Origin of the sequence: Brevibacillus sp., from assembly GCF_003521185.1 — a bacterium.
Classification (GTDB): Bacteria; Bacillota; Bacilli; order Brevibacillales; family Brevibacillaceae; genus Brevibacillus; species Brevibacillus parabrevis.
Genome location: NZ_DOTK01000089.1, coordinates 1 through 26970 on the forward strand (window position 1 = coordinate 1; position 26970 = coordinate 26970).

At 54.4% G+C, this 26970-nt stretch carries 25 protein-coding genes; 16 read left to right on the top strand and 9 right to left on the bottom strand.

The window, feature by feature from the left end:
* Window positions 1-36: 36 nt before the first annotated feature.
* Complete coding sequence (locus tag DEP07_RS25755) at window positions 37-426, bottom strand: VOC family protein (protein ID WP_063228603.1); 390 nt, start codon at window positions 424-426, stop codon at window positions 37-39.
* Between the two features lie 20 nt (window positions 427-446).
* Window positions 447-1310 carry an S-layer homology domain-containing protein gene (locus DEP07_RS25760; RefSeq protein ID WP_122963036.1) on the bottom strand — a complete coding sequence of 288 codons (864 nt, stop codon included), beginning with the start codon at window positions 1308-1310 and terminating at the stop codon, window positions 447-449.
* 187 nt (window positions 1311-1497) lie between these two features.
* On the opposite strand from DEP07_RS25760, the gene DEP07_RS25765 reads away from it, so the two are divergent.
* Window positions 1498-1947 (top strand): DinB family protein, encoded by a 450-nt coding sequence (locus DEP07_RS25765; protein WP_122963037.1) that lies wholly within the window; start codon window positions 1498-1500, stop codon window positions 1945-1947.
* On the opposite strand, the gene DEP07_RS25770 is transcribed toward DEP07_RS25765, so the two are convergent.
* A complete protein-coding gene (locus tag DEP07_RS25770; RefSeq protein WP_122963038.1) occupies window positions 1944-2765 on the bottom strand; it encodes an MBL fold metallo-hydrolase in 822 nt (273 codons plus the stop codon). The two genes, DEP07_RS25765 and DEP07_RS25770, sit on opposite strands and share 4 nt — an antisense overlap.
* Before the next feature lie 174 nt (window positions 2766-2939).
* On the opposite strand from DEP07_RS25770, the gene hrpB reads away from it, so the two are divergent.
* Window positions 2940-5462 (top strand): ATP-dependent helicase HrpB, encoded by a 2523-nt coding sequence (hrpB, locus tag DEP07_RS25775; RefSeq protein WP_122963039.1) that lies wholly within the window; start codon window positions 2940-2942, stop codon window positions 5460-5462.
* Window positions 5463-5618: 156 nt separating this feature from the next.
* Here hrpB and bluB read toward each other — a convergent pair whose 3' ends face one another.
* The gene (gene bluB, locus DEP07_RS25780; RefSeq protein ID WP_063228607.1) at window positions 5619-6302 is read right to left on the bottom strand and encodes a 5,6-dimethylbenzimidazole synthase; all 684 of its coding nucleotides are present in this window, start codon (window positions 6300-6302) and stop codon (window positions 5619-5621) included.
* A 139-nt stretch (window positions 6303-6441) separates the two neighbouring features.
* Here bluB and DEP07_RS25785 point away from each other — a divergent pair, with 139 nt between their 5' ends.
* The 6 genes from DEP07_RS25785 (at window position 6442) to DEP07_RS25810 (ending at window position 12530) form a co-directional block, all read left to right on the top strand.
* Window positions 6442-7125: a response regulator transcription factor gene (locus DEP07_RS25785; protein ID WP_122963040.1), complete on the top strand. Its 684-nt coding sequence runs from the start codon at window positions 6442-6444 to the stop codon at window positions 7123-7125.
* A complete protein-coding gene (locus tag DEP07_RS25790; protein ID WP_122963041.1) occupies window positions 7118-8524 on the top strand; it encodes a HAMP domain-containing sensor histidine kinase in 1407 nt (468 codons plus the stop codon). Before DEP07_RS25785 ends, DEP07_RS25790 begins: the two co-directional genes overlap by 8 nt.
* Before the next feature lie 159 nt (window positions 8525-8683).
* Window positions 8684-10321 carry an efflux RND transporter periplasmic adaptor subunit gene (locus DEP07_RS25795; protein WP_274875041.1) on the top strand — a complete coding sequence of 546 codons (1638 nt, stop codon included), beginning with the start codon at window positions 8684-8686 and terminating at the stop codon, window positions 10319-10321.
* Window positions 10322-10324: 3 nt separating this feature from the next.
* The gene (locus tag DEP07_RS25800; RefSeq protein WP_122963043.1) at window positions 10325-11047 is read left to right on the top strand and encodes an ABC transporter ATP-binding protein; all 723 of its coding nucleotides are present in this window, start codon (window positions 10325-10327) and stop codon (window positions 11045-11047) included.
* Window positions 11044-12261 carry an ABC transporter permease gene (locus DEP07_RS25805; RefSeq protein ID WP_122963044.1) on the top strand — a complete coding sequence of 406 codons (1218 nt, stop codon included), beginning with the start codon at window positions 11044-11046 and terminating at the stop codon, window positions 12259-12261. The genes DEP07_RS25800 and DEP07_RS25805 overlap by 4 nt, the downstream gene beginning before the upstream one ends.
* A gap of 53 nt (window positions 12262-12314) precedes the next feature.
* A complete protein-coding gene (locus tag DEP07_RS25810; protein ID WP_063228613.1) occupies window positions 12315-12530 on the top strand; it encodes a hypothetical protein in 216 nt (71 codons plus the stop codon).
* A 405-nt stretch (window positions 12531-12935) separates the two neighbouring features.
* Here DEP07_RS25810 and DEP07_RS25815 read toward each other — a convergent pair whose 3' ends face one another.
* The gene (locus tag DEP07_RS25815) at window positions 12936-13268 is read right to left on the bottom strand and encodes a hypothetical protein (RefSeq protein WP_173596155.1); all 333 of its coding nucleotides are present in this window, start codon (window positions 13266-13268) and stop codon (window positions 12936-12938) included.
* A 235-nt stretch (window positions 13269-13503) separates the two neighbouring features.
* On the opposite strand from DEP07_RS25815, the gene DEP07_RS25820 reads away from it, so the two are divergent.
* Genes DEP07_RS25820 through mscL form a run of 3 tightly spaced genes read left to right on the top strand, consistent with a single transcriptional unit; the run spans window position 13504 to window position 15758 of the window.
* Window positions 13504-14352, top strand: a complete 849-nt coding sequence (locus DEP07_RS25820; protein ID WP_287103211.1) for a nucleoside hydrolase — start codon at window positions 13504-13506, stop codon at window positions 14350-14352.
* Window positions 14349-15281 carry a nucleoside hydrolase gene (locus DEP07_RS25825; RefSeq protein ID WP_122963047.1) on the top strand — a complete coding sequence of 311 codons (933 nt, stop codon included), beginning with the start codon at window positions 14349-14351 and terminating at the stop codon, window positions 15279-15281. Before DEP07_RS25820 ends, DEP07_RS25825 begins: the two co-directional genes overlap by 4 nt.
* A gap of 12 nt (window positions 15282-15293) precedes the next feature.
* Complete coding sequence (mscL, locus tag DEP07_RS25830; protein ID WP_063228617.1) at window positions 15294-15758, top strand: large-conductance mechanosensitive channel protein MscL; 465 nt, start codon at window positions 15294-15296, stop codon at window positions 15756-15758.
* A 131-nt stretch (window positions 15759-15889) separates the two neighbouring features.
* On the opposite strand, the gene DEP07_RS25835 is transcribed toward mscL, so the two are convergent.
* The 4 genes from DEP07_RS25835 to DEP07_RS25850 all read right to left on the bottom strand — a co-directional run bounded on the left by DEP07_RS25835 (window position 15890) and on the right by DEP07_RS25850 (window position 20830).
* Window positions 15890-16591 (bottom strand): YczE/YyaS/YitT family protein, encoded by a 702-nt coding sequence (locus tag DEP07_RS25835; protein ID WP_122963048.1) that lies wholly within the window; start codon window positions 16589-16591, stop codon window positions 15890-15892.
* A gap of 270 nt (window positions 16592-16861) precedes the next feature.
* Window positions 16862-18589, bottom strand: coding sequence for an amidohydrolase family protein (locus DEP07_RS25840; RefSeq protein WP_122963049.1), 1728 nt, complete (start codon window positions 18587-18589; stop codon window positions 16862-16864).
* A 312-nt stretch (window positions 18590-18901) separates the two neighbouring features.
* A complete protein-coding gene (locus DEP07_RS25845; protein ID WP_173596162.1) occupies window positions 18902-19879 on the bottom strand; it encodes a LacI family DNA-binding transcriptional regulator in 978 nt (325 codons plus the stop codon).
* Window positions 19880-20059: 180 nt separating this feature from the next.
* Window positions 20060-20830 carry a YheC/YheD family protein gene (locus DEP07_RS25850; RefSeq protein WP_309539004.1) on the bottom strand — a complete coding sequence of 257 codons (771 nt, stop codon included), beginning with the start codon at window positions 20828-20830 and terminating at the stop codon, window positions 20060-20062.
* 181 nt (window positions 20831-21011) lie between these two features.
* Here DEP07_RS25850 and DEP07_RS25855 point away from each other — a divergent pair, with 181 nt between their 5' ends.
* The 5 genes from DEP07_RS25855 (at window position 21012) to DEP07_RS25875 (ending at window position 26893) form a co-directional block, all read left to right on the top strand.
* A complete protein-coding gene (locus tag DEP07_RS25855) occupies window positions 21012-21890 on the top strand; it encodes a helix-turn-helix transcriptional regulator (RefSeq protein WP_287103213.1) in 879 nt (292 codons plus the stop codon).
* A gap of 90 nt (window positions 21891-21980) precedes the next feature.
* Window positions 21981-22358: a VOC family protein gene (locus tag DEP07_RS25860; RefSeq protein WP_122963052.1), complete on the top strand. Its 378-nt coding sequence runs from the start codon at window positions 21981-21983 to the stop codon at window positions 22356-22358.
* 233 nt (window positions 22359-22591) lie between these two features.
* Window positions 22592-24538, top strand: coding sequence for a transporter substrate-binding domain-containing protein (locus tag DEP07_RS25865; protein ID WP_287103214.1), 1947 nt, complete (start codon window positions 22592-22594; stop codon window positions 24536-24538).
* The gene (locus DEP07_RS25870; protein ID WP_274875044.1) at window positions 24519-25886 is read left to right on the top strand and encodes a sigma-54-dependent transcriptional regulator; all 1368 of its coding nucleotides are present in this window, start codon (window positions 24519-24521) and stop codon (window positions 25884-25886) included. Before DEP07_RS25865 ends, DEP07_RS25870 begins: the two co-directional genes overlap by 20 nt.
* Window positions 25883-26893 carry a TAXI family TRAP transporter solute-binding subunit gene (locus tag DEP07_RS25875; RefSeq protein WP_287103215.1) on the top strand — a complete coding sequence of 337 codons (1011 nt, stop codon included), beginning with the start codon at window positions 25883-25885 and terminating at the stop codon, window positions 26891-26893. Before DEP07_RS25870 ends, DEP07_RS25875 begins: the two co-directional genes overlap by 4 nt.
* The last annotated feature ends 77 nt before the right edge of the window (window positions 26894-26970 follow it).

Genomic DNA, 26970 nt, shown 5'->3' on the forward strand with positions numbered 1-26970 from the left:
CCCCCTCCTACTCGATTTTTTGCAGTGAAAAGCTTGTTAGCGGGTGCTTTCAAACAACTCCAGCCACTCGCCATCCGGTCCGCGGAAAAACATGTAGCGGGAGCCGTTGGGGAGAGTGGTGATCGCCTCGTCGATAAAGGAGACGTCAAGCTGTTTGAGCCGCGCGATTTCTTCTTCCAGGTTGTCCACAGCGAGTGCGAGATGATGAACTTTGCCCTCTACAGGCAGAGAGTCGTTGTAGCCGTGGATCAGCTCCAGCTCGGTTTCCGGGCGGCCGGGGAAGCCGAGGAAAGCGAGCGTGATAACTTGGTTGGAGTGCACCAAGGTGCCTTTTAGCTCCATGCCAATCACGTTCGTATAAAAAGCGATGGACGCATCCAAATCTTTTACCATCAAGCCGACGTGCTCGATTTTTTTGATCGCCACTTTGATTTCCCCCGTTACATTTATTTGCTGGAATACTTCGCAAGCGCTCCGGTTTGCTTCAGGCGCAAGTACAGCCTGTGCAAAATCGTGACCGCTTCCGCACGAGTCAGCATGTCTTGTGCCTCAAATTCTCCGTTGTAGGCTGTCATGATGCCTGTTTTTTGCAAGAGAGCGAGATCGCTGGCGACAATGCCGCTGTAATCATCCGGGATGTGCAGTTCATTGCCGTCTTTGGCGAACAACAGAGGAAACAGCAGGTTCGTTTTATTGCCCGCGTTTTCGTCGTAGCGCCCATCCTCTTGAAGGGGATGGCCCATAAACAGCTCGTCATCTGAGTAAGAGCTGACGACTATGGGAACATCGCGCATGGCAGAAACGATCTGATACACTTCTTCGTTGGACAGATCCTCCTCCGCCAGCATGAACAGCGGGAGAAGGTTGACCGCTCCGATGCGATTCAGCTTGGCGTCAGGGTAGAACAGATACCCTTTCGGGGAGGATTGGACGGCATTCCACCAGGAGATGTTGATGAGCGAGCTGATTTCTTTGTACGCCCAATGATTGCTAGGAACATCGGCAAATTGCTTGATCGAATAGCTGTTATCGTTCGAACCTTGACCAGAGCTGTTCGGTCGGTAGCGATCAAACAGCCGATAAATCATCACGGTCATCTCCGCTTTGTCTACGAATCTCCCTGGCTTGAAGGTGCCATCCGGATAGCCGCTGATCACGCCTTTTCCGACCATAAAGGAAATGGCGTCCTCCGCCCAGCCGTACTCTGCGGAATTGACGTCGGAAAAGCGCGTAGCAGCCTGCGCGGGAGCTGATGTTGCCAGAACAGTGCCAAAAATGAAAACAAAAAATAGCCAGAGCTTTCTTCTCATGTTGCCTCCTTTGCTGATCGCGTTTGGCGAGGATCATACGGGTATGGAATCAGTGCTTCTTTCTAGTATATCGCCTGAACGAAAAAAAGGAAGACTTCACCAATACCGATGACGGCCATCGAACTCTTCTATTGGTGCAGACGGGCCGGATCTGATAGGGTGAAAAGAAAGCAGAGGAGGAATGAGCATGGAGCAACAAATTGCTAGGCTGGAAAAACATTTGCTTGCCGTTTCCCAAACATTTCAGCAGATCGGAGAGGAGAAGGCGGCAAGCCGTCCTGCTCCCGGGAAGTGGTCCGCCAAGGAAATTTTGGGTCATTTGTGCGATTCGGCGATCAACAATTTGCCCCGATTTGTCCGGGCACAGACTGAACAGCCGTATGTGCTTATTCCGTATCAGCAGGATGAATGGGTGAAGGCGCAGGCGTACCAGCAGCGGACCGTTGAAGAGATTGTTCAGCTCTACAGCAGCATGAACCGCGCGATCATCACCGTGATCTCCGTCATGCCAGCATCCGCCTACGACCATTCCTGTACGACTGCCGATGGCACAGCCGTGAGCTTGCAGTGGCTGGTGCAAGATTACGTGGAGCACATGGAGCACCACCTCGACCAGTTGCAGAGGCAAATCAGCTAGAATAGCGATGACGGCTCGCTGCTTCCTTGATCCGAGAGCACAGAAGTAACGATGTGCCGGGAGTCGAACTCACCTTCCGATAGTGCGATGATCGGAGATGTTTTTGCAAAAAGCTTCGAATGGATCTCTGCGGCAGTCAGTCCTTGCTGGTGCAAGTGCACAATCTCTCCCTGCAAATGGAGCAGGTCGTCCAGCTTGCGCGACAACAGAGCTTTTCCCTCGGCGATGTAACCCGCGTGCGCGCAGAACATGGCGCCAAAATCGCGTGTCAGCACCTGGCGAAGCGATTGGATCAGCAGCGGGATGGATTCGTCTTGCAAAATCACTTTCGTTTTCGTCCCGAGAAACAGGTCGCCAGAAAACAGGCGGCCTGTTTGTTTGTCAAAAAACGCGACGTGGTCATGCGCGTGTCCAGGTGTATGGATGACCTCCCAGTCGATGGAACGGGAATGAACAGTCTCTCCCAGAGGCTGTGCGGCAAAAGGCTCGCGCACTCCCCAAACCAATTGGCGATACAGCGGGTAGTCTGCTGGCTGCAAGCATTGCCCTACCCCTTTTTCATGGATGAAAATGGGCACGCCTTTGGTGCTGGCGATCCAGGCTGCGTTGCCGCTGTGATCTTCATGGCTGTGTGTCAAAACAACCGCGTCGAACGAGGCTTGCGAAAAACAGTCGATCAAATCAGTGGCAAGTGATTGCGGGCCAGTATCGATCATCATGCCGTCTGCCACATACACGCAGATGCCGGATTCGCGGCCAGCTCTTTTCACCACGCCTTCCAGACATAAAACATTTTCATGCTGATGGACTTCTACCACGTTAACACCCCCGTATTTTCTTCATCCTGCTGCCAGATCCGCTTCCGCCCTGCATTGAACGTATGCTCATTATACTATTGAATGATTATTCAGTCATTTGTCAATCTCTTTTCCTGTCGCTCTAATCGTGTATGATGATTACAGAATGGATTTGGACATGAGGTGAAACACAACATGGCATTGCCTATTGATACCGTGTTGCCGCAGCTGATCGAGACGCTTGCGGCAAGCAACAGCGCGGTGCTAGTCGCAGCTCCCGGCGCGGGAAAGACGACCAGGGTGCCGCTTGCTTTTCTGGAGCAGGCGTGGCTGTCCAACAAGCGCATTCTCATGCTGGAGCCAAGGCGTCTGGCAGCCCGTTCGGCGGCGGGTTACATGGCGCGCAAGCTTGGGGAGCAAGTGGGAGAGACGGTCGGCTATCGGGTCAAGCACGATACGCGAATCGGCCCGAACACGCGGATTGAGGTCATTACGGAGGGTGTCCTGACACGCATGCTTCAGGACGATCCGGGTCTGGAAGCTGTCGGTCTGCTTATTTTTGACGAGTTTCACGAACGCAGCTTGCATGCCGACCTCGGACTTGCCCTCAGTCTTCAGACGCAAAGCCTGTTTCGCCCCGACCTGCGCATTTTGGTCATGTCAGCGACGCTTGCGGCGGAGCCTGTCGCCCGGTTGCTCGGTGACGCTCCGATCATCGTCAGCGAGGGCAGGGCTTTTCCGGTCGAGACGCGCTTTTTGCCCAAACCGCTGAATGGTTCCGTGGAAGAAGAGATCGTCCGTCTCGCGCTCGCGGCGCTTATGCAGGACGAGGGAGACATGCTGGTATTTTTGCCGGGAGCCAAAGAAATCCGCACGACGCAAGCTCTGTTGGCGAAAAGTCAGCTTGGGGCACAGGTGCGCGTATGTCCGTTGTACGGAGCGCTTTCGCAGCAGGAGCAAGATCGGGCGTTGCGTCCCGGGCAGCCAGGAGAGCGCAAAATCGTGCTCGCGACTTCCATCGCGGAAACGAGCCTGACCGTAGAAGGCGTGCGGATTGTCATCGATAGCGGTTTGAAAAGGTATCCGCGCTTCTCTTCGCGCACCGGGATGACGCGACTGGAGACAGGGCGTGTATCGAGATCGTCCGCAGAACAGCGCATGGGCAGGGCGGGCAGGCTGGACACGGGCGTCTGTTATCGCTTGTGGACGGAGCAGGAAGACCGGATGCTTGCCGCGCACGATTCGCCGGAAATCATCGACGCTGACCTAGCGCCGCTTGCTTTGGAGCTTGCGGCTTGGGGCGTGAAGGATGTCGAGGAGCTGCAATGGCTGGATATCCCGCCAAAAGCGGCACTGGCCCAGGCGCAAGAGCTGCTTCAGCAGTTGGGAGCACTGGACGCTCATGGGCAAATAACGGCGCATGGCCGGGTGCTGGCCGGGATGGGACTGCATCCGAGGCTTGGGCAGATGATTCAGCGAGCAAGCGAGCTGGGACTGCTCGATTTGGCTTGCGAATTGGCTGTATTGCTGGAAGAGCGGGATATCGTTCGCGGGAGAGGGGCTGCGGCTGACGCGGATATTGGCTCGCGAGTCGAACTTCTGCGGTTCGTGGCAGGAAATCGCGGGGAGGGACGTTCTGTTCACGGACATGGGCTGCAAGTGGAAGAAGCCGTTTGCAGCAAGCTGTGGAACGACGCGGCGCAGTTGAAGCGGCAGTGGAGAAAAAGCGGGGAGCCAAAGACAAGCGTGAGCGGCGACATCAGCCAGACAGGCAGACTGCTGGCATTTGCTTATCCAGATCGGATCGCGCAGCGCAGGGGCGACGGGCGATATTTGTTGCGCAATGGCCGTGGAGCAGCGTTTGGGCTGGAGCAGCCACTGGCTTTTGCCCCGTATGTAGTAGCGCCGCTTCTTGACGATCAGGGAGTAGACAGCCGCATCATGCTGGCAGCGCAAATCGAAGAGAGCGAACTGCACCAGGACTGGGCCGGGCAGATCAGCGAAGAAACAGCCGTCTGGTGGGATCGTTCCGCTGGCGCTGTGCGGTCGCGTACCCGCAAGAAGCTCGGTGCGCTCATCTTAAAAGAGACGGCGGCAGACCGGGATGACGACGCCGTGTTGCACGCCTTGCTTACCGGCATCAGGACAGAGGGCCTGGCGATACTGCCATGGAGCCGTCACGCCCGCCAGCTCCGGGAGAGGTTGCAGTTCATGAGCGACCTGTTCCCGGAATGGCCTCGCGTCGATGACGAAGCTCTGCTCGCTACGCTGGAAGAGTGGCTTGCGCCGCATGTGTACGGCATGCGAAAAAGAGACGAGCTGCAACAGCTGTCTCTGGCTGCCATTTTGGACGGGATGCTCGGCTGGGACGAACGGCGACAACTGGACGAGTATGCGCCCACCCATGTGCGAGTTCCAAGCGGATCGAACATTCCCGTCGATTACAGCGATCCGGCTGCGCCCAGTCTGTTTGTCCGGCTGCAGGAGCTGTTCGGCTGGCAAGACACGCCGCGCATCGGGCGTGGAAAAGTGCCGCTAACGCTTCACCTGCTGTCTCCGGCACAGCGTCCGGTGCAAGTGACGAAAGACTTGGCGAGTTTTTGGCAGCAAGCGTACTTCGAAGTGAAAAAAGACTTGAAAGGGCGCTACCCGAAGCATTACTGGCCGGACGACCCGCTGACGGCTGTTCCGACAAACAGGACGCGCCCGCAGAACTAACTCATCTGCTTGCGCTGCCAGCACGATCGGGTGATATTTCCCAATTTCGTAGTTCCATGTGAGCAAGTCGGCTTTTCGCTGAAACTTGCGGGCAGGGTAGTTACGTCAGGAACATACCGAGATTCACGTACTACCCTCCACTTTGATTGGGGCTGCCTAGTTTTCCGGCAGCCCTTTTTGTGCGTGCCGGGCACTTTCTCCCCAGCTGTTGCGATAGATCAGTTGTTGCAAGTCTTGCCGCTGTGCCCATTTGTGCAGCTCTAAAAGCGGCCGATCCGGGTAGTGGTCTGTATAGCCAATAGATAGCAAGGCAACCGGATCGATATGCGGCGGGATGTGCAAAATGCGGCGGACGTCTGCTTTTTTGTAAAAGCTCACCCAGCCCATCGCCAAGTCTTCGGCATACGCTGCCAGCCACATGTTCTGGATGGCGCAGCTGACAGACATGATATCTGTCTCGGGGATAGAATTGCGTCCGAGGACGTGGTCGCCGCCCCGCGTCGGATCACAGGTAACGCAGATCGTAATGGGAGCTTCTTTGATCCCTTGAATTTTCAAGTCGAGAAAAGCGGATTCGCGGCCGGTTCCCTCGTAGTGGATCGCGAGCGCCCGCCGTTCTTTGTCTGCACAGTCTGCCAGCTCCTGCTTGATTTGCTCATCCTCCACGAGAATGAAATTCCACGGCTGCATGAAGCCGACGGAAGGAGCGTGGTGAGCAGCGGCGAGAATCATGGCAACTTTTTCAGGCGGAACCGGGTCGCGGCGAAAAGTGCGAATATCCCGCCGATTGCTGATCGCCTTGTACAGTCCGGTTTTTTCTTCCTCGGTCAAACGTTTCATAAGTATAGCCTCCCTAAATCTACTACAGCTTTCTTCATTTTAATGCCAGTCTAGCTATTGATCTAGACATTTGCTTGACATATTCATGTCCTACGCTAGAGAGGGAAGACCTGTCGTTTTCGAGGGGAGAGAAAGTGCAATGACAAACATCTTGATCGTGGAAGACGAACTGCCCATCTCTCGGGTACTAAAAGCGTATCTGGAGAAGCATCAGTTCCAGGTCGAACAGGCTTTTACCGGAGACGAAGCCCAGAGCAAATTCGATGCCTTCAACCCGGCGCTGGTCCTTCTGGACGTCATGCTGCCAGGACGAAGCGGGTGGAGTCTCTTAGAATACATACGTTCCAAAAGTTCTTGTCCCGTCATCATGCTGACGGCACTCGGGCATATCGACAACAAGCTCGCCGGGCTGGAGCAAGGTGCCGACGATTACATTACCAAGCCGTTTATCGCGGATGAAGTCGTTGCGCGGGTCAAGGCTGTGCTTCGCCGCTCCAAGCAAATTATCGAGGGCGATCAGGTCAAGCAGTTTGGCAGTCTCAAAGTCGATTTCAAGGCGTACACCGTTACCTTGCATGGCATTGAGCTGGCGTTTACGCCGAAAGACTTGTCCCTGTTTTTGTTTCTCGCCCAATACAAAAACCAGACATTTACCCGCGAGCAGCTGATCGAGCAAGTGTGGGGGATGGATTACGAGGGAAGCGACCGGGCCGTCGATCTCGCCATCAAGCGGATTCGCCGATCGTTGGAGAACTGGCCGGCTTCTGAAGGGGAAATTCGCACGTACCGCGGCTTGGGTTACAAGCTATGTGTCTATGAGTGAGAAAAAGCGGATTACTTTGTTCCGGTATTGGACGACCCGGTATTTGATTACGCTTTGCATCGGCCTGTTGGTCATCGGTATCGCTTCCAGCTTCTGGATCAACTACAGCGAAAAGCAAAAGCGGCTCGACTTCATGCGCTTGATGGCGGCGGAAGTATCGGACCGCGTCGTGGATGCGGACGGAAAAGTCGTCATTTCGCCGTTTTTGTTCCGCCTGCTCGACAGTCGGCAAGAGTCGCTGCGCGTCAATTACAAACCGTTCATGGTCATTTTGGATGCCAATCATCGCGCCGTGTTTGGCGGGCGTGATCCGCTCAACTCTGAACTGCGGCGGATGGCCCAGGACCTGGTGGAAGCAGACGAAAGCATGTCACAGGTGAAGCTGGAACGCGGCGAAGAGCTGCTGTTCGTGAAAAAAAGCATCCGGGTCAACCAGCAAACTGTCGGCTGGGTCATGCTTTTTACCCCGAAGCAAGACTTGATGCGCAGCACGACCGAGTTTCAGCTGATGTTCATCATGCTGATCAGTCTCGGACTGCTCGGCTGGCTCGTCATCTATTTGTTGACGAAAAAGCTGTCTACCCCGATCAAGGACGTAGCAGACGCGGCCAAGCAAATCGTCATGGGCAACTACGAGATTCACTTCGAGAAAGACAGGCGCGAAGAGGAAATTGACGAGCTGATTCATTCGTTCAAGGAAATGGCTGATCGCTTGCGGCAGCTGGAGCTGATGCGCACCGAATTGCTGGCAGGAGTCACGCACGAGCTGAAGACGCCTGTTACGTCGATTAGCGGGCTGGTACAGGCGGTCAAGGATGATATCGTCAGCGGCGAGGAAGCCAAGGAATTTTTGGAGATATGCGCGAAGGAAACCGTACGCCTGCAAAAAATGGTGGAGGATTTGCTCGACTTCAACTCGTTTGCGGTCGGGGATATCCGCATTCGCCGCGAGCAGCAAAACATGTACGAGCTGGTGCAGGAAATTACGCACCAGTGGCAGATTATGCAGGAGGCGGAGCAGATCGAGCTGTCCATCCAGAAGCCAGCCGAACCGATCATCGTGAACACGGACCCGTTGCGCGTGCAGCAAATTTTGTACAATCTGCTGAACAATGCGGCACAAGCGATGGGCTCGCGAGGGAAGATCGACGTGTCGCTTTCGGTGGTCGGCGAAGAAATTCGCGTAGATGTCAAAGATACGGGGCAAGGAATCCCGGAGGCGGAGCAGCCACTGATTTTCGAGCGGTTTTACCGTGGCGAGGAAAAGAAGCAGGTCGTTCGCGGGCTGGGGCTGGGTTTGTCTTTTAGCAAAATGATCGCGCAGGCGCTCGGGGGCAAGCTGCTGCTTGCGGAAAGCTCCAAGGACGGCAGTACCTTCACCCTTGTTTTGCACCAATAACATAGGCTTGCCACAAGCGACCATGCCAAATCGGCTGGTCGTTTTTCACATCATTCCCATTCATCTGACTTATCCCTGACGTATTCGTTCCGTATATTGATCGCAACAGGGAAGACAAGGTGTTTCCCGCTTATTACGCACAAGGCAGGAGGATTTGATGTGACGCAATCGGAGAAGAAACGGACGTTGTTTTCGGCGGCGCGAAATAGCAAGAAGAAATGGCTCATCGCCGGACTGGCGGTCGCGGTGATCGCGGGAGGGGGCGTGTATGGATACAAAGCGTTTGTGACCCCTGAGCAGGCGCAAGCAGCTTTTCAGGTTGTCACGGTCCAAAAAGGCGACGTCTCCGAAACCGTGCTGGCATCCGGGACCGTTCAGGCTTCCAAGCGTTCCTCGCTATCGTTCTCAGACGCAGAGGACGCCAAAGATTCCATCTCGACCATCCAGGTGAAAATCGGTGACCAGGTCAAAGCGGGACAGGTGCTGGCAACGATGGATGATTCCGTGGCGAAAATCCAAGTGACGAATGCGCAGGCTAATCTGTTGTCCGCGCAAGCCAAGCTGGAAGATGCGCAAAAGCGCAAGAGCACAGCGGAAATTGCCTCGCTCCAGGCGGCGGTCACTCAAGCGAAAAGCGAGCTTGAACTGGCGAAGCAAAACATCGACGGGAAAAAGGCGACAAACGATGTAGCGAAGGCCAAAGCCGCGCTCGAAAATGCGCAGAAGACATTTGACTCGCAAAAAGCGCTGTTTGCGGCAGGAGCCATCTCGCAGACCGAATACGACAACGCGAGCGACTCCTTGGAGCAAGCGAAGCGCGACTACAACTCCGCTACATTGACAGCCGGACAGACGACATCGCAGTCCAGCGTCAAAGTCGATCAGGCGGAGGCAGCCTACCAGACGGCGCAAGAAGCTTTGAAAGAAGCGAATGAAGGCCCGGATTCTGCGACGATCCTCGCAGCGAAGGCAGCGGTAGAGCAGGCGAAAGCCGAGCTGCAAAAAGCGCAGAAGGCTTTGAATGCCGTGACACTGAAAGCGCCGATGGACGGGGTGATCGTTCAGTTGAATGGCAACGTAGGTGAAATTCCCGGCAATGATTTTATTATTATGGATAATTCCAACTCGGGTGACCTTGAGGTGCTGGCGCAAATCAGCCAGAGCGACATCGGAAAAGTAAAAGAAGGTCTGCCCGTGTCTTTTACGACCAGCTCTTATACGGATGATACTTTTACAGGCAAGGTCAAGCTGATTTACCCCGAGGCGAAAACCGATTCGGGTGTGACGAGCTATGATGTGCTGCTGTCTGTGGCAAACAAAGACAACAAGCTGAAGATCGGAATGACGATGAACGTGACGATTGAGCTTGGGACGCACAAGGATGTGCTCTACGTGCCAGCTGCTGCCCTGCAAACGCAAAACGGCAAGGACGGCGTCTACCTGATGGCAGGAGAGCGTTCGGGTACGGCGGCAAATGCAACCGCAACGGCTGCGCAGACTGAGACAAAAACGGAAGCTGCCGACAAGTCGCAAGAAAAGCCGAGAAGTGAGCGAGCCAACAGAATGGCATCGATGCCGTACCATTTCACACCGATCAAAATCGGATTTTTTGCGGCGGATCGGGTAGAGATTTTGGAAGGCTTGAAAGAAGGCGATCGGGTCGTCATCCCGGTCAGCACAAGCACAGCCTCAACGTCCGCCAACTCGGGTAATATGCGCATGGGCGGAAGCGGATTCCCGGGGATGGGCGGAGGCTTCCCTAGCGGCGGAGGCGGCGTCCAGATGAGGGGTCGATAAAAGATGAGACCAGTCATTCAAATCGAAGACTTGAAGAAACAGTATCAGATTGGCGACCAGGAGATCATGGCTTTGCGGGGCGTCAGCCTGACGATTGACGAGGGCGACTTCGTGGCGATCATGGGGCCGTCCGGCTCAGGCAAGTCGTCGATGATGAACGTCATCGGCTGCCTCGATAAACCGACCTCGGGAGAGTTTTATTTGGACGGGCAGCCTGTGTCTTTGGCTCACGATGACGAGCTGGCTGTAATCCGCAATCAGAAGATCGGATTTGTCTTTCAAAATTTCAACTTGCTCCCGCGCACGACTGCGGTAGAAAACGTGGAGCTGCCGCTTCTGTACGGCGGTGCGTCAGCCAAAGAGCGGCGGGAGAGAGCGATCAAGGCACTCATCAGCGTAGGACTGGCCGAGCGGCTGAACAATAAGCCGAATGAGCTGTCTGGCGGCCAGCAGCAGCGGGTGTCGATTGCCCGGGCACTGGTCAACGATCCGGTCATCTTGCTCGCGGACGAACCGACAGGCGCATTGGATACGAAGACGAGCGAAGAGATCATGGGAATTTTCCAGCGGCTGAATGACGCAGGCAAGACGGTGATTCTCGTCACGCATGAGCCGGACATTGCCGAGTATGCCAAACGGATCGTCCGTTTTCGCGACGGTCAGATCATTTCCAATGAAGTGGTACAAGAGCGCAGAATAGCGCAGGCAGAGGAAGTGAGAACATGAGCTTGATTGAATGTGTACGTGTTTCGTTTCGCAGCATCCGGGCAAATGGCTTGCGCTCTGTGCTCACGATGCTGGGGATTATTATCGGGGTGGCAGCCGTTATTGCCATGGTTGCGATCGGGGAAGGAACGTCTTCTTCTGTCGCTTCCCAAATCAACGGACTGGGGAGCAATCTTTTGATCGTCTCGCCGGGACAGGCGACACAAGGCAGGGTAAGCCTCGGGGCCGGGTCGCTGAATACGCTGACGATGGCTGATGCCGAAGCGATCGCCGAGAACGATTCGGTCGCGGGAGTGGCACCGAGCGTCAACGGACGCGCGCAAATCGTCTGGGGAAGCAACAACTACTCCAGCTCACTGGAGGGAACGACTGCCGACTTCCTGCAAGTTCGCAATGCGGAAGTAGCGCAGGGACGCTTTTTCTCGAACTTTGAGGTGACGAGGCAGTTCAACGTGGCTGTCGTCGGGACCGAGGTCGTCAGCAATCTGTTCAAAAATGCGACGACAAACCCGATCGGGCAAACCGTTCAAATCAACCGGGTTCCTTTTACAATCATCGGGGTGTTGAAAAGTCAGGGCAGCTCGGGGATGACGAACAATGACGACAGAATCCTCATTCCGATTACGACCGCGATGAGCCGTCTGACGGGGGGCAAAAATGTCGGCACGATCTACGTGTCCGCTGCTTCCTCTGATGTCATGGACAAAGCGCAGCAAGACATCCGCCAGACGTTGCGCGCCAAACATAACTTGCGGCCGCAAAAAGAAGATGATTTCCGCATTACCTCCCAGTCCGACATTTTGAGCACAGCGCAAGAAGTGTCCAGCTCCATGACGGCGCTGTTGTCCGGCATTGCCGCGATCTCGCTTATTGTCGGCGGGATAGGCGTCATGAACATCATGCTGGTGTCCGTGACGGAGCGCACCCGGGAAATCGGCATTCGCAAGGCGATCGGAGCCAAGCGCCGAGACATTTTGCGCCAGTTTTTGATCGAAGCGGTCACTCTCAGCCTGATTGGCGGCATTTTAGGGATCGCCTTCGGTGTAGGGGCGGCGCTGTTGATCAGCAAGCTCGGATCGCTTTCGACCTCGATCAGTCTCACCCCGATTTTGTACGCCTTTTTGACCTCGTCATTGGTCGGCGTCATCTTCGGTGTCTATCCAGCGCGCAAGGCAGCCCAGTTAAAGCCGATCGATGCGCTGCGGTATGAGTAAGTGTGTATTTTTTCCAATCGGGGCATACTAGCTTCGGTGAGGTGTTTGTACAGATGGAGAAAAACGTCCAATTTTCCGTGTCGTGGCGAGAAGCGGTGCGCATCTTGAAACGGCTGAAAACGAGCAAATTGCGGTATGTTGTCAGGCAGCATGCGGGGAAAGCGGGCGTCGCCTTTGTCTTTCCGCGAGTCAGTGTCAGCCAATACGTCTATTTGTACATCATCTTTGGGCCGAGAGCTGCTGATGTGATGGACAAGGATACGAAGTAGCAGGGAATCCCTGATCGGATAGTCGGGTCAGGGGTTCGCTATTTTTCCACTTTTTCTATCTATTTTCCCACTATTTCGCTATAAAACAAAACCTGACACTTTTCGATAGAAGAGTTTCATAGTACAATTCCAATATGAACGAACTTGGGGAAGTTCGGGATGGCGGTACCCAAACTGTGCAGGAGGGCCGCCTACTTTTTTTCAAGAGCGGGCGAATGTGGCTTTGCAGGTGGATAGAACAGGTTTTTTTGCCTAAACATACAGCTAGACCCGATAGGTACTTGGATATACAATAATCGTATTCACGTGAATACTTCCGTACTACCCTTCCCAGGAGCATATCCTGGGTTTTTTGTTGTCCAAAAACAGCAAACAGCCACCCGAAGTTGCTCATCTGGCTGGCTGTTACGATGCGGGTGTCTTGGGGGAAAAGCTGCCTTTCAACAGGGCGTCAATCAACTGCTCCTGTGAGAGCGAAATAGAGATTCCGGGATCGGGAAGATCGGCGTGAAAACAGTCTTCCTTGTGCAAATACCAGAGGGAGCCTGTTGGCTGAAGAAGATAGAGGCGGATGTTTTCCCGGCGTTGCCGCCCAGTTTTGGCGATGTCCCGCAAAGCGGTAAAAAGCTCGCCCCACACGGGTAAATAAGGCTTTGTTTTGGATTGGATAATCGCGCGAAGCAAATGCTGTTTGGCGAGGGAAATCGAGTCAGTCGGGTGGTTTTCCACAGAGGGCATGTCGCTTGCTCCTTTTGTGAAGATTGTCGAATCGCAGGAGAATGAGTATAACCTACAAAATGGAAGTTGACGAACTTTGTCGAATATAAAGATAAGTGTAAAATAGACTGCCCCGCGATGCAAGAGGATAGCTGGCGCAAGTGTGCTGACATTTGACGACTGCTGCCGATTTCGTTAGCATAAGTACAGCACATTTTGCAAAAAAAGACATAGACCAATGCGGGAGTTGAGAGCCATGGCATCAAAACAGCGGCTGCTGATCGATTTTAGCGGTGACTCCGATCAAGCGATAGGGCTGTTGTATGCACTACAGTCGCCAAAGGTTCAAGTGAGCGGAATTATCGTGAGCGATGCCGAGCCAGATCGCGGCATCCAGCTGGCACGCAGACTGGTAGATCAGGTTCGGCCAGGTGAAGAGATTCCTGTCATGGCAGGAACGCAACAGCCGCTATTTCGCGGGGAAGCCGATCGCGCGGCTGATTCCGTCATGACCAGTGAAGCGGTCACCTTTTTGACTGAGCTTGCGCCCGATCCGGACAACCCGCTCACGCTCGTTACTTTAGGGCGTCTGACGACCGTGGCCAAGGCGATTGCCAGAAAGCCTGAGTGGCTGCAAGTTGTGCAGCGAATCGTCGTGCGCGGGGGAGCGATCCGCGTGCCGGGAGATGTGACGGCTATTGCGGAAGCCAATTTGCATGCCGACCCGGAGGCTGCTGCTTTTGTTCTCGCTGCGAAAGGACCGCTTTTGTTCGTTCCGCTTGATGCGACCGAATCGCTCGGCGTGACGGATGAACAGGCGGCGTTGTTGGCGAAAACGGTAAGGGGAACCACAGCCACTGGAAAAGCAGGCACTGTAAAAAGCGTGCTGGGAGCGATGATTGCGGCTGTAGCGCCTGAGCAGATCGAAACCGAGCGGCTGAAGCTGAGCATCGACTGCCACAGCCTACTGTCTCGCGGCGCTCTTATTGCCGACCTGCGGGCCAAGCCAAGTGCAGGAACAGATGCCGACGTCTGCATGGCGATACAATCCGAAGCGATCGAGACTTGGGTCCGGCAGCTGACGGAGGGGGAGGACAGAGCATGAAAAAGGTCATTCTGGACGTAGATACGGGAATCGATGACGCACTCGCGATCTCTTACGCCGTACATTCCCCTCATTTAGAAGTGTGCGGCATCAACACGACCTTCGGGAACATTACAGTGGAGGAAGCGACGAGAAATACGCTGCAAATGCTGGAGCTGCTCGGGGCTACCCACATACCTGTCTACCAGGGATCGTCTCGTCCGATCGTGCGCGAGCTGACGGGCAAGGCGAGGCTGTTTCACGGGGAAAACGGGCTTGGCAACGTCGTGTTGCCTGAACCGACTGCAACTGCGCAGCCAGAGAGCGCCACGCAGTTTCTGATTTCGACGATCAAGGCGAATCCCCATCAAGTCACGCTGATCACGGTAGGCAGCATGACGAACCTCGCCCGGGCGATTATGGCGGCGCCAGAAATCGTGACACTCATCGAGCAGGTCGTCGTAATGGGCGGAGCGGTCAGTGTGCCCGGCAATCGCACTCCGGTCGCGGAAGCCAATATATGCGCCGACCCGGAAGCGGCTGCCTTTGTGTTTCAATCAGGCATCCCGCTGACGATGGTCGGACTGGATGTGACGATGCAGACGTTGCTCACCCGCGATCATCTGCGGGAATGGAGAGCGCTGGATACACCGCTTGCCCATGTGTTCGCTGATATGTGCCAGGTGTATATGGACGCGTATGCCACAGTCGGCAACCTGCGCGGCTGCGGCTTGCACGATCCGCTGGCGGTCGGTGTGGTGATCGACCCGACTTTCGTGAAAAAAGTGCCGATGCACGTCGAGGTGGATACGTCCGGCGGCGCGAGCGATGCCCGCACGATTGGCGACAGACGGGCCAATCCGGCCAAGCCTGCGAATGTGCAAGTGTGCCTGGAAGTAGACCACGAGCGGTTTGTCGAACATTTTTTGCAGCATGTACTGGGACATTAAGGAGGAATTTGCATGTTAAAAGAATTTAAAGAGTTTGCTTTAAAAGGCAATGTACTGGATCTCGCTATCGGGGTCGTCATCGGGGGAGCCTTCGGAAAAATCGTGACCTCGCTCGTCAACGACATCATTACGCCGTTAATCGGTCTGTTGCTGGGCAAAGTTGACTTTACCAATCTGTTTATTACGTTGAGCGGCGGAGATTTCCCTACGCTGGCGGAAGCCAAAAAAGGCGGAGCAGCGACGCTGAACTACGGACTTTTCCTTAATTCTGTCATCGATTTTCTGATTATCGCCTTCTCGATCTTCATCGTGATCAAACAGCTGAACCGCTTCAAGCGCAAGCAGGAAGTCGTTCAGGCGCCGGTAACAACCAAAGAGTGCCCGCACTGCATCACGTCCATTCCGATCAAGGCAACCCGCTGCCCGCATTGCACCTCCATGCTGGACGGGAACAAAGCTGCACTGGCGCACGAGTAAGCGGGGGCGCAAGTCAAACGCGCAATCACACAATCACAACGATCATGGAAACGACAAAAGCAAGCCGACCAAAAGGAGCGGCTTGCTTTTGTTTTGTTTGCAACCGAATGTTTACCGTCAAAAGGATGCAGCTAGTTTTTGATAATGTTCGGATTTTGCGGGACTTTTCCGGCCTGCGATTTTTTGGACAGGTGCGTGTACAGCTTGATGTATTGGCCGACGAGGATGGCGTTGATAATCGTTCCTTCGCGGATGAACTTGATTTCGCCGAGGAACAGCAGGCCGATACATGCCGAGGCGACCAAAAGGGAGCAGTCGAATGCGGTCTTGATGTTCCCCCATTTCCACCCGGTTTTTTGGAACAGCGTATTGACGAACAAATCGACGGGAATCAGGACCAGGTTCGCCTGGAGCATGAGAAACAGTCCGAAGGCGAGAGCCGCGTCAGCGACAATCAGCAGCATGACTTTTGCCGCGTACAAATCCAACTGGATGAAGCCGGTCAACAGCAAGTTCAGGTCGAGAAACAGGCTGAGGGCAAGCGCCGGGATCAATCCGGCAAAATACTTGAGCTGGAACGCCTTTGGCATGACGAGAAAGGCAAGCAAAAGCATGAGCAGCTCCAGCATGAAAGAATAAGTGCCTTGGGTCAAGTTTGGATAAATGACAGTGAGCGTCCGGGTAAGGCTGCTCTGCGGCGAAATACCGATTCCCGCCCGGATCGCCAGGCTGATGCCAAGAGTCAGGATATAAATGCCGACCAAGTAAATGATCCACCGTTTGGTCAAACTGCCCTTCAGTTGCAGTTCCGTCGAATCCCCGTGAGTGTGCATATACCAATCCCTCTTTCTAAAGAAGTTTTATGATGCTGACAGCAAACCACCAGGCGTGAAAATGGGGAGGGAAAGTAGCGCGAGCAGGATACGATACAGCGTGAGATAGCAAATGTTCCCCCGAAATGTGCGCAGGCATGGGGGAGATGAGGCTTTTTGAGAGATCATCCCCCCATACGTTAAAGCGCTTTCTTTTTTTGTGAAAAGGATTCAGGCAAAAAAGATTCCGATGATTCAGACAGTGAATGACAGTCTTGACGAGCTTTGCCATTATTCCATGAAGCGGAAGCGGTGCAGGGAGATAAACAGGCTGAGCAGCTTGTTTACAACAGGTTCGCCTTCGTTGCGGTTGCCCATCTCTTCCAGAGCGGCGTCGATGGCATCGGCGCTTTGCGTCAGTTCGCTGACAGTCATGTTCGCCATCACCCCGTAAATTTCCAGCGGCAGCACGCTTTTGTTGGTCTTGTTATCGGTGACGATGCAAGCTCCGGAATACTTGTCCACTTCTTTGGCGCAATAGCACATTTCCTCGCTTTCTTGCCCGACGACGACGAAGTACGGGATCGGTGCTGGCCAGGAGGTTGCCACAGCGCCGTGTTCCACGTAAACGCCTTTGAACAAACCGTTGACAATATGGCGTTTGCCATCGGCATAGCGGCGAATGACAGACAGGCGGCTCAATTTTTCGCCTTCATGCTCCGCGACGACTTTGCCGTCTACTACAGGCACCCAGATTTCCTGATAAAACTTGGCGTGGCCGCGGCCGTATACGTCAAACAGGTACACTTTGGCTTGTTGCCCGTCTTCGGACAGTTCCAGCGGCACGATGTCAAGCTGCTCCGGCGTCAAGTCGTCCAGCCCGGTGACGCCTTTTGTGCACATGGCAGAGTAGTCGATGTCGGCATTTTTCAACATTTTTCTGTCTTTGGCAATCAATTCCCCGTCCTTGAAGACGTACAGCGGGTTGATTTGCGACAAGCTATCTGTCAACACGATATCGGCAAAACGGCCTGGTGTCAAAGAGCCGATTTGATGATCCATGTTAAACGATTTCGCCGTGTTGTAGGAAGCCATTTTGATCGCCTTGATCGGATTGATGCCCATTTGGGTGCAGAGGGAGATGATCCAATCCATGTGTCCCATTTTCAACAAGCGCTCAATCGAGATGTTGTCGGTGCAGAGCATGAAGTTTTCCGTCGGGAACTTGCGGTCGACGATGGAGCGGAGCAATGTTTTGATGACTTCGCTGCTGCCGACGCCAAATTTGATTTGGGTAGGGAAGCCGTAGCGGATGCTTTTTTCGATGTCGTCTCCGTTCCAGACGTCATGGTTGTTCGATACCCCGATGGCTGGCAAGTAGTTCAGCACCATGTCTGGCAGAGCGGTCAAGCCCCAGTGGCCATTCATGAAGCCGCCTTTGGCCCGCACCCACGCTGCTTTCTGGAAATCGTCCTCATCGCCTTTGCTGTAGGTGAAATGCTCAAACTCGCCCAAACCGATGACTGGCTCCATCTCCAGCACTTCTTTGGTCACCCAAGCTGCGGTCTTTTTGCCAGGCGCAAAAGCGTACAGGCGATACGGCAGCTTGTCGTAATCGCGGAACAAGTTTTGCGCCGCGCGCACGCCATCTTCGCCAGCCGCGCTTAACAAGTCCAGACACTCTGCAAAAATCGTCGTCGTCCCGCAAGGCACCATCGCTTCCGCAAGCGCCGTCGGATGAGCGAGCTGCGATTCGAAGTGCAGGTGGGCATCGATCAAGCCCGGAATGGCATACAGTCCTTGACCGTCAAATACTTCTTTTACCTGGATGACCGATTCGTCCGGGTTGAGCGCAACGATTCGTTTGTCGTAAATCAAGAGGGAGCCATGGTAGACGGTTTCTCCGTGAACATCCAAAATGTTCAGGTTTTTCAGGAGCAGGTCGGCTTCCTTTTTCCCGTGCAAAATATCGAAGATCGCACGGACTTTTTCAAGGTGGTTGATTTCTGTTTGCTTCATGGCTGAGTTCTTCCTTTCCTTGGCAAAAATTTTATATAAGTAGAGCTAGGCTCTGCACTTATCGGGAGTAGGGTGATGATCGTTAGTTAATCGTTTAACTAAAAGGGAACAAAAAGAGATTGGCTGCATGGGACGAAAATTTGCTTAGTTAAACGATTAACCAAGTGGGTGTAAAAAAGCAGCTTTCCATGCAAGCCCAAAAACGAAGGGAACTTCCAGTTAATCGTTTAACTAAAAGAGGAACGAAAGGCCAAAAGACGTGTGGTCCTTTTGCGGCCTGGTGACTGTTCTACCAACTGTCGCGCCATCCAGTCACGCTGATTTTCGCACGACGATGCACGGCGCAAGCACAGTGACAGGTTCAAACTCTTCTTTGCGAATCTGGCTTAAAATCATTTCTGCGCTTTTGATCCCAAGCTCGCGGTTCTGCAAATCCACACATGTCAGCTCAGGGGTCGATATTTGCGACATCAAGGAATTGCCCAAGCTCAGCACAGCCATGTCTTCCGGAATCCGAATGTTGGCTTCAACGAGTGCTTTCGTCAAATAGACAGCGCTCAGCTCGTTCAGCACAAAAACGCCTTCGATGCTGTTTTCGACAAGAGTCGGAATGCAGTCTTTGACAAGCTCCAGCTCATCGGAGATTTCCAGGAGCAGTGGCTTCTCGTCGCTGTTCGTCGCCTGGCGATACCCTTCCAAAAATAGCGCGAGCAGCTGATCGGGCACTTTTTTGTGGACAAAAGCGAGCTTGTTTTTGCCACTGGCTTGCAAATATTCGGTTCCTAGCTTGCTGGCCTGGACCAAATCGGGGTACAGCAGCGGGAAGCCTTCGAACGGCATGCAGCGATTGGCGTAGACGACGGGAATGTTCCAGTCGATGACGTTCTGGATGCTCTCGGAAAAGGAAGTGTCCGAGAACAAGCCGATGAAGATGATGCCCGCTACCATGTTTTCGCGCATGAGCTGGAGGATGGCTTCTTCCTGGAGGTTCAGGTTGTCGACTTCATAAATATAGAGATTGTAGTGATGCTTCCCCAAAGTTTGGCTGATGCCGGAGGTAATCTCGGAATAGTAAAGGTTGTTGATTTTCGGCAGGATGACAGCGATGTTGAACGTCTCCTTGCGCTTGAGCGATTTTGCCACCACGTTGCGGACGTAGCCGAGTTCTTTGATGGCGTGCAAAATGCGTTCCTCTGTTTCTTTTTTGATGACGATATCATCGTTCAAATATCGGGAGACGGTGCAGGCACTGACATTCGCATGCTTGGCAATGTCTTTTAAAGTAGCCACGGGAACCTCCTTGCCAAAGCTTAGTTAAACGTATCAGTTAATCGATTAACTTGTTCTGTTGAGAGAATAGTAGCATTGTGTTTGTTGAATTGCAAGAAAATTCTGTTGTTGTTTTTCGAAAAAAGCAAAGATAGAGAATCCAGAGGCGATCTGAAAGCTCTATCCCGAAAAATGGCCCGCTCACACTTTTTTCTTTTTGCGCCTCACCCGGTTTTTGTACTGGTAGTGCAGCCGCTTGATGTTGTGGAAGTACGTTTTGTCCTTGAGCTTGGCAAAAAGCGCGTGCGACGGAAAGTCGTAGTTGACCTCGATGATCGAGAGCTGGCCTTGCTTGTCGATGGCAAAATCAACCCCGATTTGCGCGCTGTGGCGGTACTTGTTGAAGTGCGCACAGACGCGATGACTGACCTGGATGAGCTTCGCGACGATGGCTTTGACTTGTTCCGGCTCCACGGCTTTCGACTTCGTCAAGGCATACGGAACGGTAACCGCATATCCGCCGCCGCGGGCGACGTTCGTAATTATGCTGTCGCTGCCAGCCACCTTTGCCAGCATTCCGGCATACTGCCATTTCCCGAGGCCGTTTCGCATCATCATGACGCGTATATCGTACGGTCGTCCGTCCAGCTCCGCCAAGTCCAGCCCTTTTTGAATCACGTAGTTTTTTTCCGTGCATTGGCGAGCGAGCTGTTGCTTCAACTCGGACAAGGAGCCTGCCTGTACAGGCTCTCCGCGTTCTTTGACGAGCGAAAAGCCGTCTGCTGTTTTCCAGACGCGCATGATGCCTTTGCCCATGTGGGTTCTGGTCGGCTTGATATAAACCGTGCCGTACTTGCCGAGATAGTCTTCGAGAAGCGCAGGCTGGTAGAGCGACGTGGGGGGCAAATACGGGCGAACGTACGGGCTTTTGGAAAAGAACTGATGAAGACTCCATTTGGATGAGGAGATCAAATCGTGCACCTCGCCTTTCTCCAAAGATCAAAGTTCCATTCTTGCTAACATATACAACAAATTGGGAAAAAGTGAGCAGGAGTTGGGCCATCGTGGGGAAAATAGGTTCTAGAAGCAAAGAAGCCCGCTTCGCTTCGCAAAAGCCAGTGAAGCATGCTCGCCAAAAGAACGGAGAAACACGATGAGACGATACCGACCTGTGCAGCCGCCGACCTTGCAAAAGCCGGACTGGCCTGACCGTTACCATTATCACGAATACTTGCCGAGCGAGCGTCTGGCGAACTATGTGGCTTGCTATTGGACGTCGCAGTTTCACGGGCAGAGCACGCCGCACTTGCACCGGGTCATACCGGATGGCTGCGTCGACATCATTTTCGATCTGCAAGCCGGGGCGTTTGCCAGCGGAGCTTTTGTCACCGGGTTGATGACCTCTTATGAAGTCATGCCACTGGCAGGGCCGCAGTCGATGTTCGGCATTCGCTTTTTCGTGGAGGAGGCAGACCGTTTTTTCCGCTTTCCCGTAGCAGAAGTGAGTGCAGCCCATGTCTTTTTGCAAGATTTGTGGGGGATGGAGGCGCTTTGGGCTATGGAAAGAATTTTGGAGGCGGCGAATACGGCGGAGCGGATCGCCCGTGTCGAGCAAATGCTTATGCAGTGCCTGAACCGCGACAGGCCACCGACAAACTCGTTGCTGTTGACCAGCATGCAGTACATGTACGAGCAGCGCGGAACGCTGTCCATCGCGGCTTTGGCGGACAAAGTGGCGTACAGCGAAAGAAACGTGCGCAGGCTGTTTCAGCAAGCTTTTGGCGTGGGGCCGAAAGAGCTTATGCGCATCATTCAGTTCCAAAGCTTGCTGCAAATGCTGTCCCGCAATCAGGCGTTGCCTTTTGTCGAAGCGGCTTTGCAATGCGGCTATTACGATCAGTCGCACGTGATCAAAAGCTTTCGCGCCTTTTACGGCGAGCCGCCAAGCGGAGTTTTTGCCCAGCCCCAGCGTACAGGTGTGCAGGTGCAGCAATCGCCCGAAGCTGTCCGTTTTTTACAATCCGGCAACTAGGCTTGTCTGATATGGTTGAACAAGACCCCCGCTGACGCCTGGATCGCTCTGGCGGGAGAAGCTGTGAACAAGGACAGGAGGTCATTAAACATGACAATCAAGCTCGATATGGTAGGAATTGTCGTACAGGATATGAAAAAAGCGCTGGACTTTTACCGCACGCTCGGACTTGCGATTCCAGAAGAGGCGAATGGGGAGCACCACGTAGAAGTGGCGCAGGATGGCGTCCGCTTGGCTTTTGACACGGTAGAGATCGCGAAAAGCGTCTACGGCGGTTGGGAGCCTGCCAGCGGCCACCGAATCGAGCTGGCCTTTTTATGCGAGGATGCCGCCGCTTTGGACGCTTTGTATGCAAAAGTCGTCGAGCGCGGCTACGAAAGCCACCGCGAGCCGTGGGATGCCGTCTGGGGCCAGCGCTATGCGATCGTCAAAGACCCGGATGGAAACTTGATCAGCCTGTTCGTCTGAGATTTAGCGGCGTCCGGCATTCTGCGATCCGCCAGATGCAGAGGAAAGAAAAGCAAGCCGATTCTCCATGCCAAAAGGAGACTCGGCTTGTTTGGTTTTGGTTTTGGCTGTAACTGTAGTTTTGGCGTTCGGGCGCATGCATTCTTTTCAAGCATGCTTCCTTCGTCCATAATAAGCTTGTTGCATCAACCCGTCTGGACGGCACGAAGAGCAGGAGAAAGGAGGCGGGCTTTTTGCGCAGGTTCGCATGGCTCATCGCTTTATTCACCTTGGTTGGCTTGTTCGTACCAATCGCTCATACGAAAGCGCAGGAAGAGCGGCTCATCCGCGTCGGCTTTGACAAAAGCTTGCCGCCGCTGTCTTACGTGGATAAAAACGGGGAAGCAGCCGGGTTTGATATTGAACTGATTCGCAGCATGGACGCCTTGCATGGCTATCAGATCGAGTATGTTCCGCTCGAATGGGAGGATGCGGTCATCAAGCTGAGAGAAGGACAGCTGGACGTGGTTGTCGGGATGAAATACACGAGTACGCGCGATACGCAGTTTGACTTCAGCGACTCGTATTTGACCGCGGCGGACGCGTTCGTCATTCCGCAAGCGATGCGGGATATTGCGGCGATCAGCGACCTGCGGGGCAAAGTCGTGGCAATTCAGCGCGACGATGCAGGCGTGTCGCAATTGGAGAGCATTCGCGGCGGCAAAAGGCTGGCTGCGTTCAGTCAGACGGATGCGCTGGAGATGCTTTTTCTCGATCGGGCCGACGTGTTTTTGGGCAACCGCTGGACAGCCGAGTATATGCTGGAGAGAACGGGCAAGGGGAGCGACTACCGGATTCGCACGGGACTGATTCCGCCGTCCGACTATGCGTTTGCCGTCCGGGAAGGAAACTACGAGCTGGTGAACAAGCTCAATGCCGGACTGGCGCAACTGCACCGCAACGGCGTATATGAACAGTTGTATTCGCGGTATTTGGAGCCGTACAGCGCACTGGCGATCGACTGGTGGCGAAAGCTGGTCTACGGGCTGCTCATCGTGATGGGCATCGTCATCGTCGTGTTGACGGGCAGTTTTTTGTGGAACAAAAGGCTGCAAAAAGCAGTTCGGAGGCAAACGGCAGCTTTGGCGGACAGCTTCGCTTTTCAGACGACGGTTCTCAACAGCGTGGACAACGGAATCTTGTCGTTCGACCAAGAAGGCAGGATTACACTGATCAACCATGCGGCACAAAAATGGCTGGGGAACATGGACAAGCCGGAAGCAACGTCAGTAATGGATTGCTTGCCGGAGCTGCCCGTCCGGGAGCTTTTGCACATGCAGGATGCCCGCGTGCTGGAAGGCGAGCTGCACTTGGGGGATGGCACGGGGCGGATTGTGCAATACTACCTCGCTACTTTGACGAACGGGGCTGGACAGAGAACGGGCGGGATACTCTGCTTGCAGGATCGGACGGAGCAGAAGCATTTGCAGGCCCGCTTGATTGCCCAGGAAAAAATGCGCGCGTTGGGCGAACTGGTCGCGGGCATTGCTCACGAAATCCGCAATCCGCTTACCGCGATCAAAACGTTTGCCGAGCTTTTGCCGAGGAAGCTGAATGACGAACGCTTCCGCGCACAGCTTGTGGAGCACGTTCCCGAAGAAGTGGCGCGCATGAACCGCATCATCGAAGACTTGCTCGATTACTCCCGGGAAAAGCCGTTGCAGCGCAAGCGGGAAAATCTGCTGGAGATTGTGCAATCCGTGCAGGGACTTTTTGCCAAGCGGCTGGAGAGCGAGCGGATCGAGACAAAGCTTGACCCTACGCTCGATGTGGACGTGCTTGTCGATCGGGACCGGATCAAGCAAGTGCTGATCAATCTGTTGCTGAATGCCAGCGAAGCGATGGCGCAGCAAACTACTGACAAGCAATTGACGTTTCGCGTACTGCCCGGAGAAGCTCGTGCGGTGTGCCTGGCGATTTCCGATACCGGGCCGGGCATGAGCGAACAGGACAGGCTGCATTTGTTCCAGCCTTTTTTCACGACGAAAAGCCAAGGAATCGGACTCGGCTTGTACCTCAGTCAAAAAATCATGCACGACCACGGGGGAGAAATTACCGTGCAGAGCACAGAAGGAGCGGGAACGACGTTCTACCTGCATTTTGCGAAAGGAGAGACTGGCGATGAACATCTTGATCATTGATGATGAACGGGCGATCTGTTCGTCGCTTTCCTTTGCCCTGGATGACGAGTATCGGGTGTTCACTGCCTCCGGGCCAGAGGAAAGCTTGCAGTTGTTGGAACAGGAGCCGATCGACGGCATTCTGCTCGATTTGAACTTGCGCGGGACGAGCGGGATCGAGCTTTTGCGCCAGATCAAGGAAAAGCAGCCGGACGCAGTCGTCATCATGATGACTGCCTACGGCTCCATCGAGTCGTCCGTCGAGGCGATGAAGGCAGGTGCCTACCATTACTTGACCAAGCCGCTCAATTTGGAGGAGGTCAGGCTGCTGCTCGGCAAGGCGCTCGCTTTTCAGCAGCTGCATCGCCAGGTTCAGGTGCTGAGTCAGGCTGTCCGCCAGCAGGAAACGTACGCGGGGATCATCGGCAAGAGCCATGCCATGCAGAAAGTGTTTCAACTGGTGGAAAAGGTCAAGGACATCAATTCGCATGTGCTGATTAGCGGAGAAAGCGGGACGGGAAAAGAGCTGGTCGCCCGGGCGATCCATTATCAAGGCGACAGGCAAAAGCGCGCCTTTTCCGTCATCAACTGCGCGGCTATCCCTGAGTTGCTGTTGGAAAGCGAACTGTTCGGGCATGAAAAAGGGGCGTTTACCGGAGCGTACGCGCGGCAGCAAGGTCTGTTTGAGCGCTCGGATGGCGGCACGATTTTTCTCGATGAAATCGGCGAGATGCCGCTTGCTCTGCAAGCCAAAATTTTGCGCGTCATTCAGGAAAAGGTGGTCACGCCGATCGGCTCGCAGCAGTCCAAGGAAGTCGACGTGCGAATCATCTCCGCAACGAACCGTCAGTTGCAGGACGAAGTGGCAAAAGGAACGTTTCGCGAAGATTTGTACTACCGGCTGAACGTGATTCCGATTCATCTGCCGCCATTGCGAGAGCGCAAGGAAGACGTGCCGCTGCTCGTGGAGCACTTTTTGGCCTTGTATTCGGCGAATATGGGGGTCAGGACGAAAACGCTCAGTCCGGAGGCCAAGCGAAAGCTGTATGACTATGCTTACCCTGGCAACGTGCGGGAGCTGTCCAACATCCTCGAATATGCGGTTGCCCTATCGGAAAAGGAAGTGATCGGGCCGCATGACTTGCCGGAAGCAGTGCGCGAAAAGCGGAGCAGCAGCCAGGTGCAAGCAGCAGAAGAACAAGCGCTGTTGATACCGCCAGGATTGACTTTGGCAGAAGCAGAGCGGATGTACATTTTGTATACGCTGGACAATAACAACGGGCATCGGTTGAACACGGCCAAGCAGCTTGCGATCAGCGAACGGGGCTTGCGCGAGAAGCTGAAGCAATACGGGAGAGGCGCGCAATGAGGCAGGCTCGCGCATGGATTGCCGTGACGGCTGTCGTTGTTGGATTGGCGCTTTTGGCAAGCGCTGGCGGGTGCGCTCCGAAGCTGGAGTCGGCCCAGCCTGTTCCCGGTGAAGAACAAGCGCTGCTGACGATCGCAACGGGCGGCGCGTCAGGTCCGTACGACGTCATCGGGGGAGCGTTGGCTAAAGTGTATCAAACGAAGCTCGGCTATCATACGGCGGTGCGTTCCTCTGACGGCTCTGTGGAAAACGTGCGCCTGCTGGAGAGCGGAAAAGCCGATTTGGCCTTTGCGATGTCGGATGTCGCTTCGTTCGCGCTCGGCGGGCTGGAGAGCTTCCAGTCAAGCGGGCCGGTTGCGCGCATGAAGTCGGTGGCCGGGCTGTATTTGAACTACGTGCAAATCGTGACGAAAAAAGACCGGGACATTCATTCCGTGTACGATCTGAAAGGCAAGCGGGTAGGCGTAGGTGCGCCGAACAGCGGCGTCGAGGTCAACGCGCGGATGATTTTAAACGAGCACGGCATTACGTACAACGATCTGCGGCCGGAGTATTTGTCTTACTCGGAGGCGATCGAGCAGTTGAAAACCAATGCGATTGACGCAGCCTTCGTCACGTCCGGCTTGCCCAACACGGCTGTGCTCGCGCTGCAATCCACCGATGAGGTGCAAATCGTCCCGATCTTTCCCGAGCATATCGAAAAGCTGACCAAACGGTTTGCCTTTTTCGAAAAAGCCCAGCTTCCGCCTGGCGTCTACCAAAACGAAAAAGCGATCCCGACGGTTGCGATCCGCAATATTCTTTTGGTTCGCTCCGATTTGCCCAACGAACAAGTGTATCGGCTGACGAAAGCCTTTTTCGAAAATCTGGACGCCTTGCAACATGCCCATGAAGCCGCGAAGCAAATCGACAGGCAAAAAGCGGGCGAAAACCTGGTCGTTCCGCTTCATCCGGGAGCAGCCTTGTACTACGCGGAGCTGGCCCGAGCGAAGGAGCCACAGCCGTAAAGGAAAAAAAGTACGCGTCATGTTACCGACCCGGCAAAAAATTCCGCCTCAACCGGAGTTTTTTGCCGGGTTTTTGT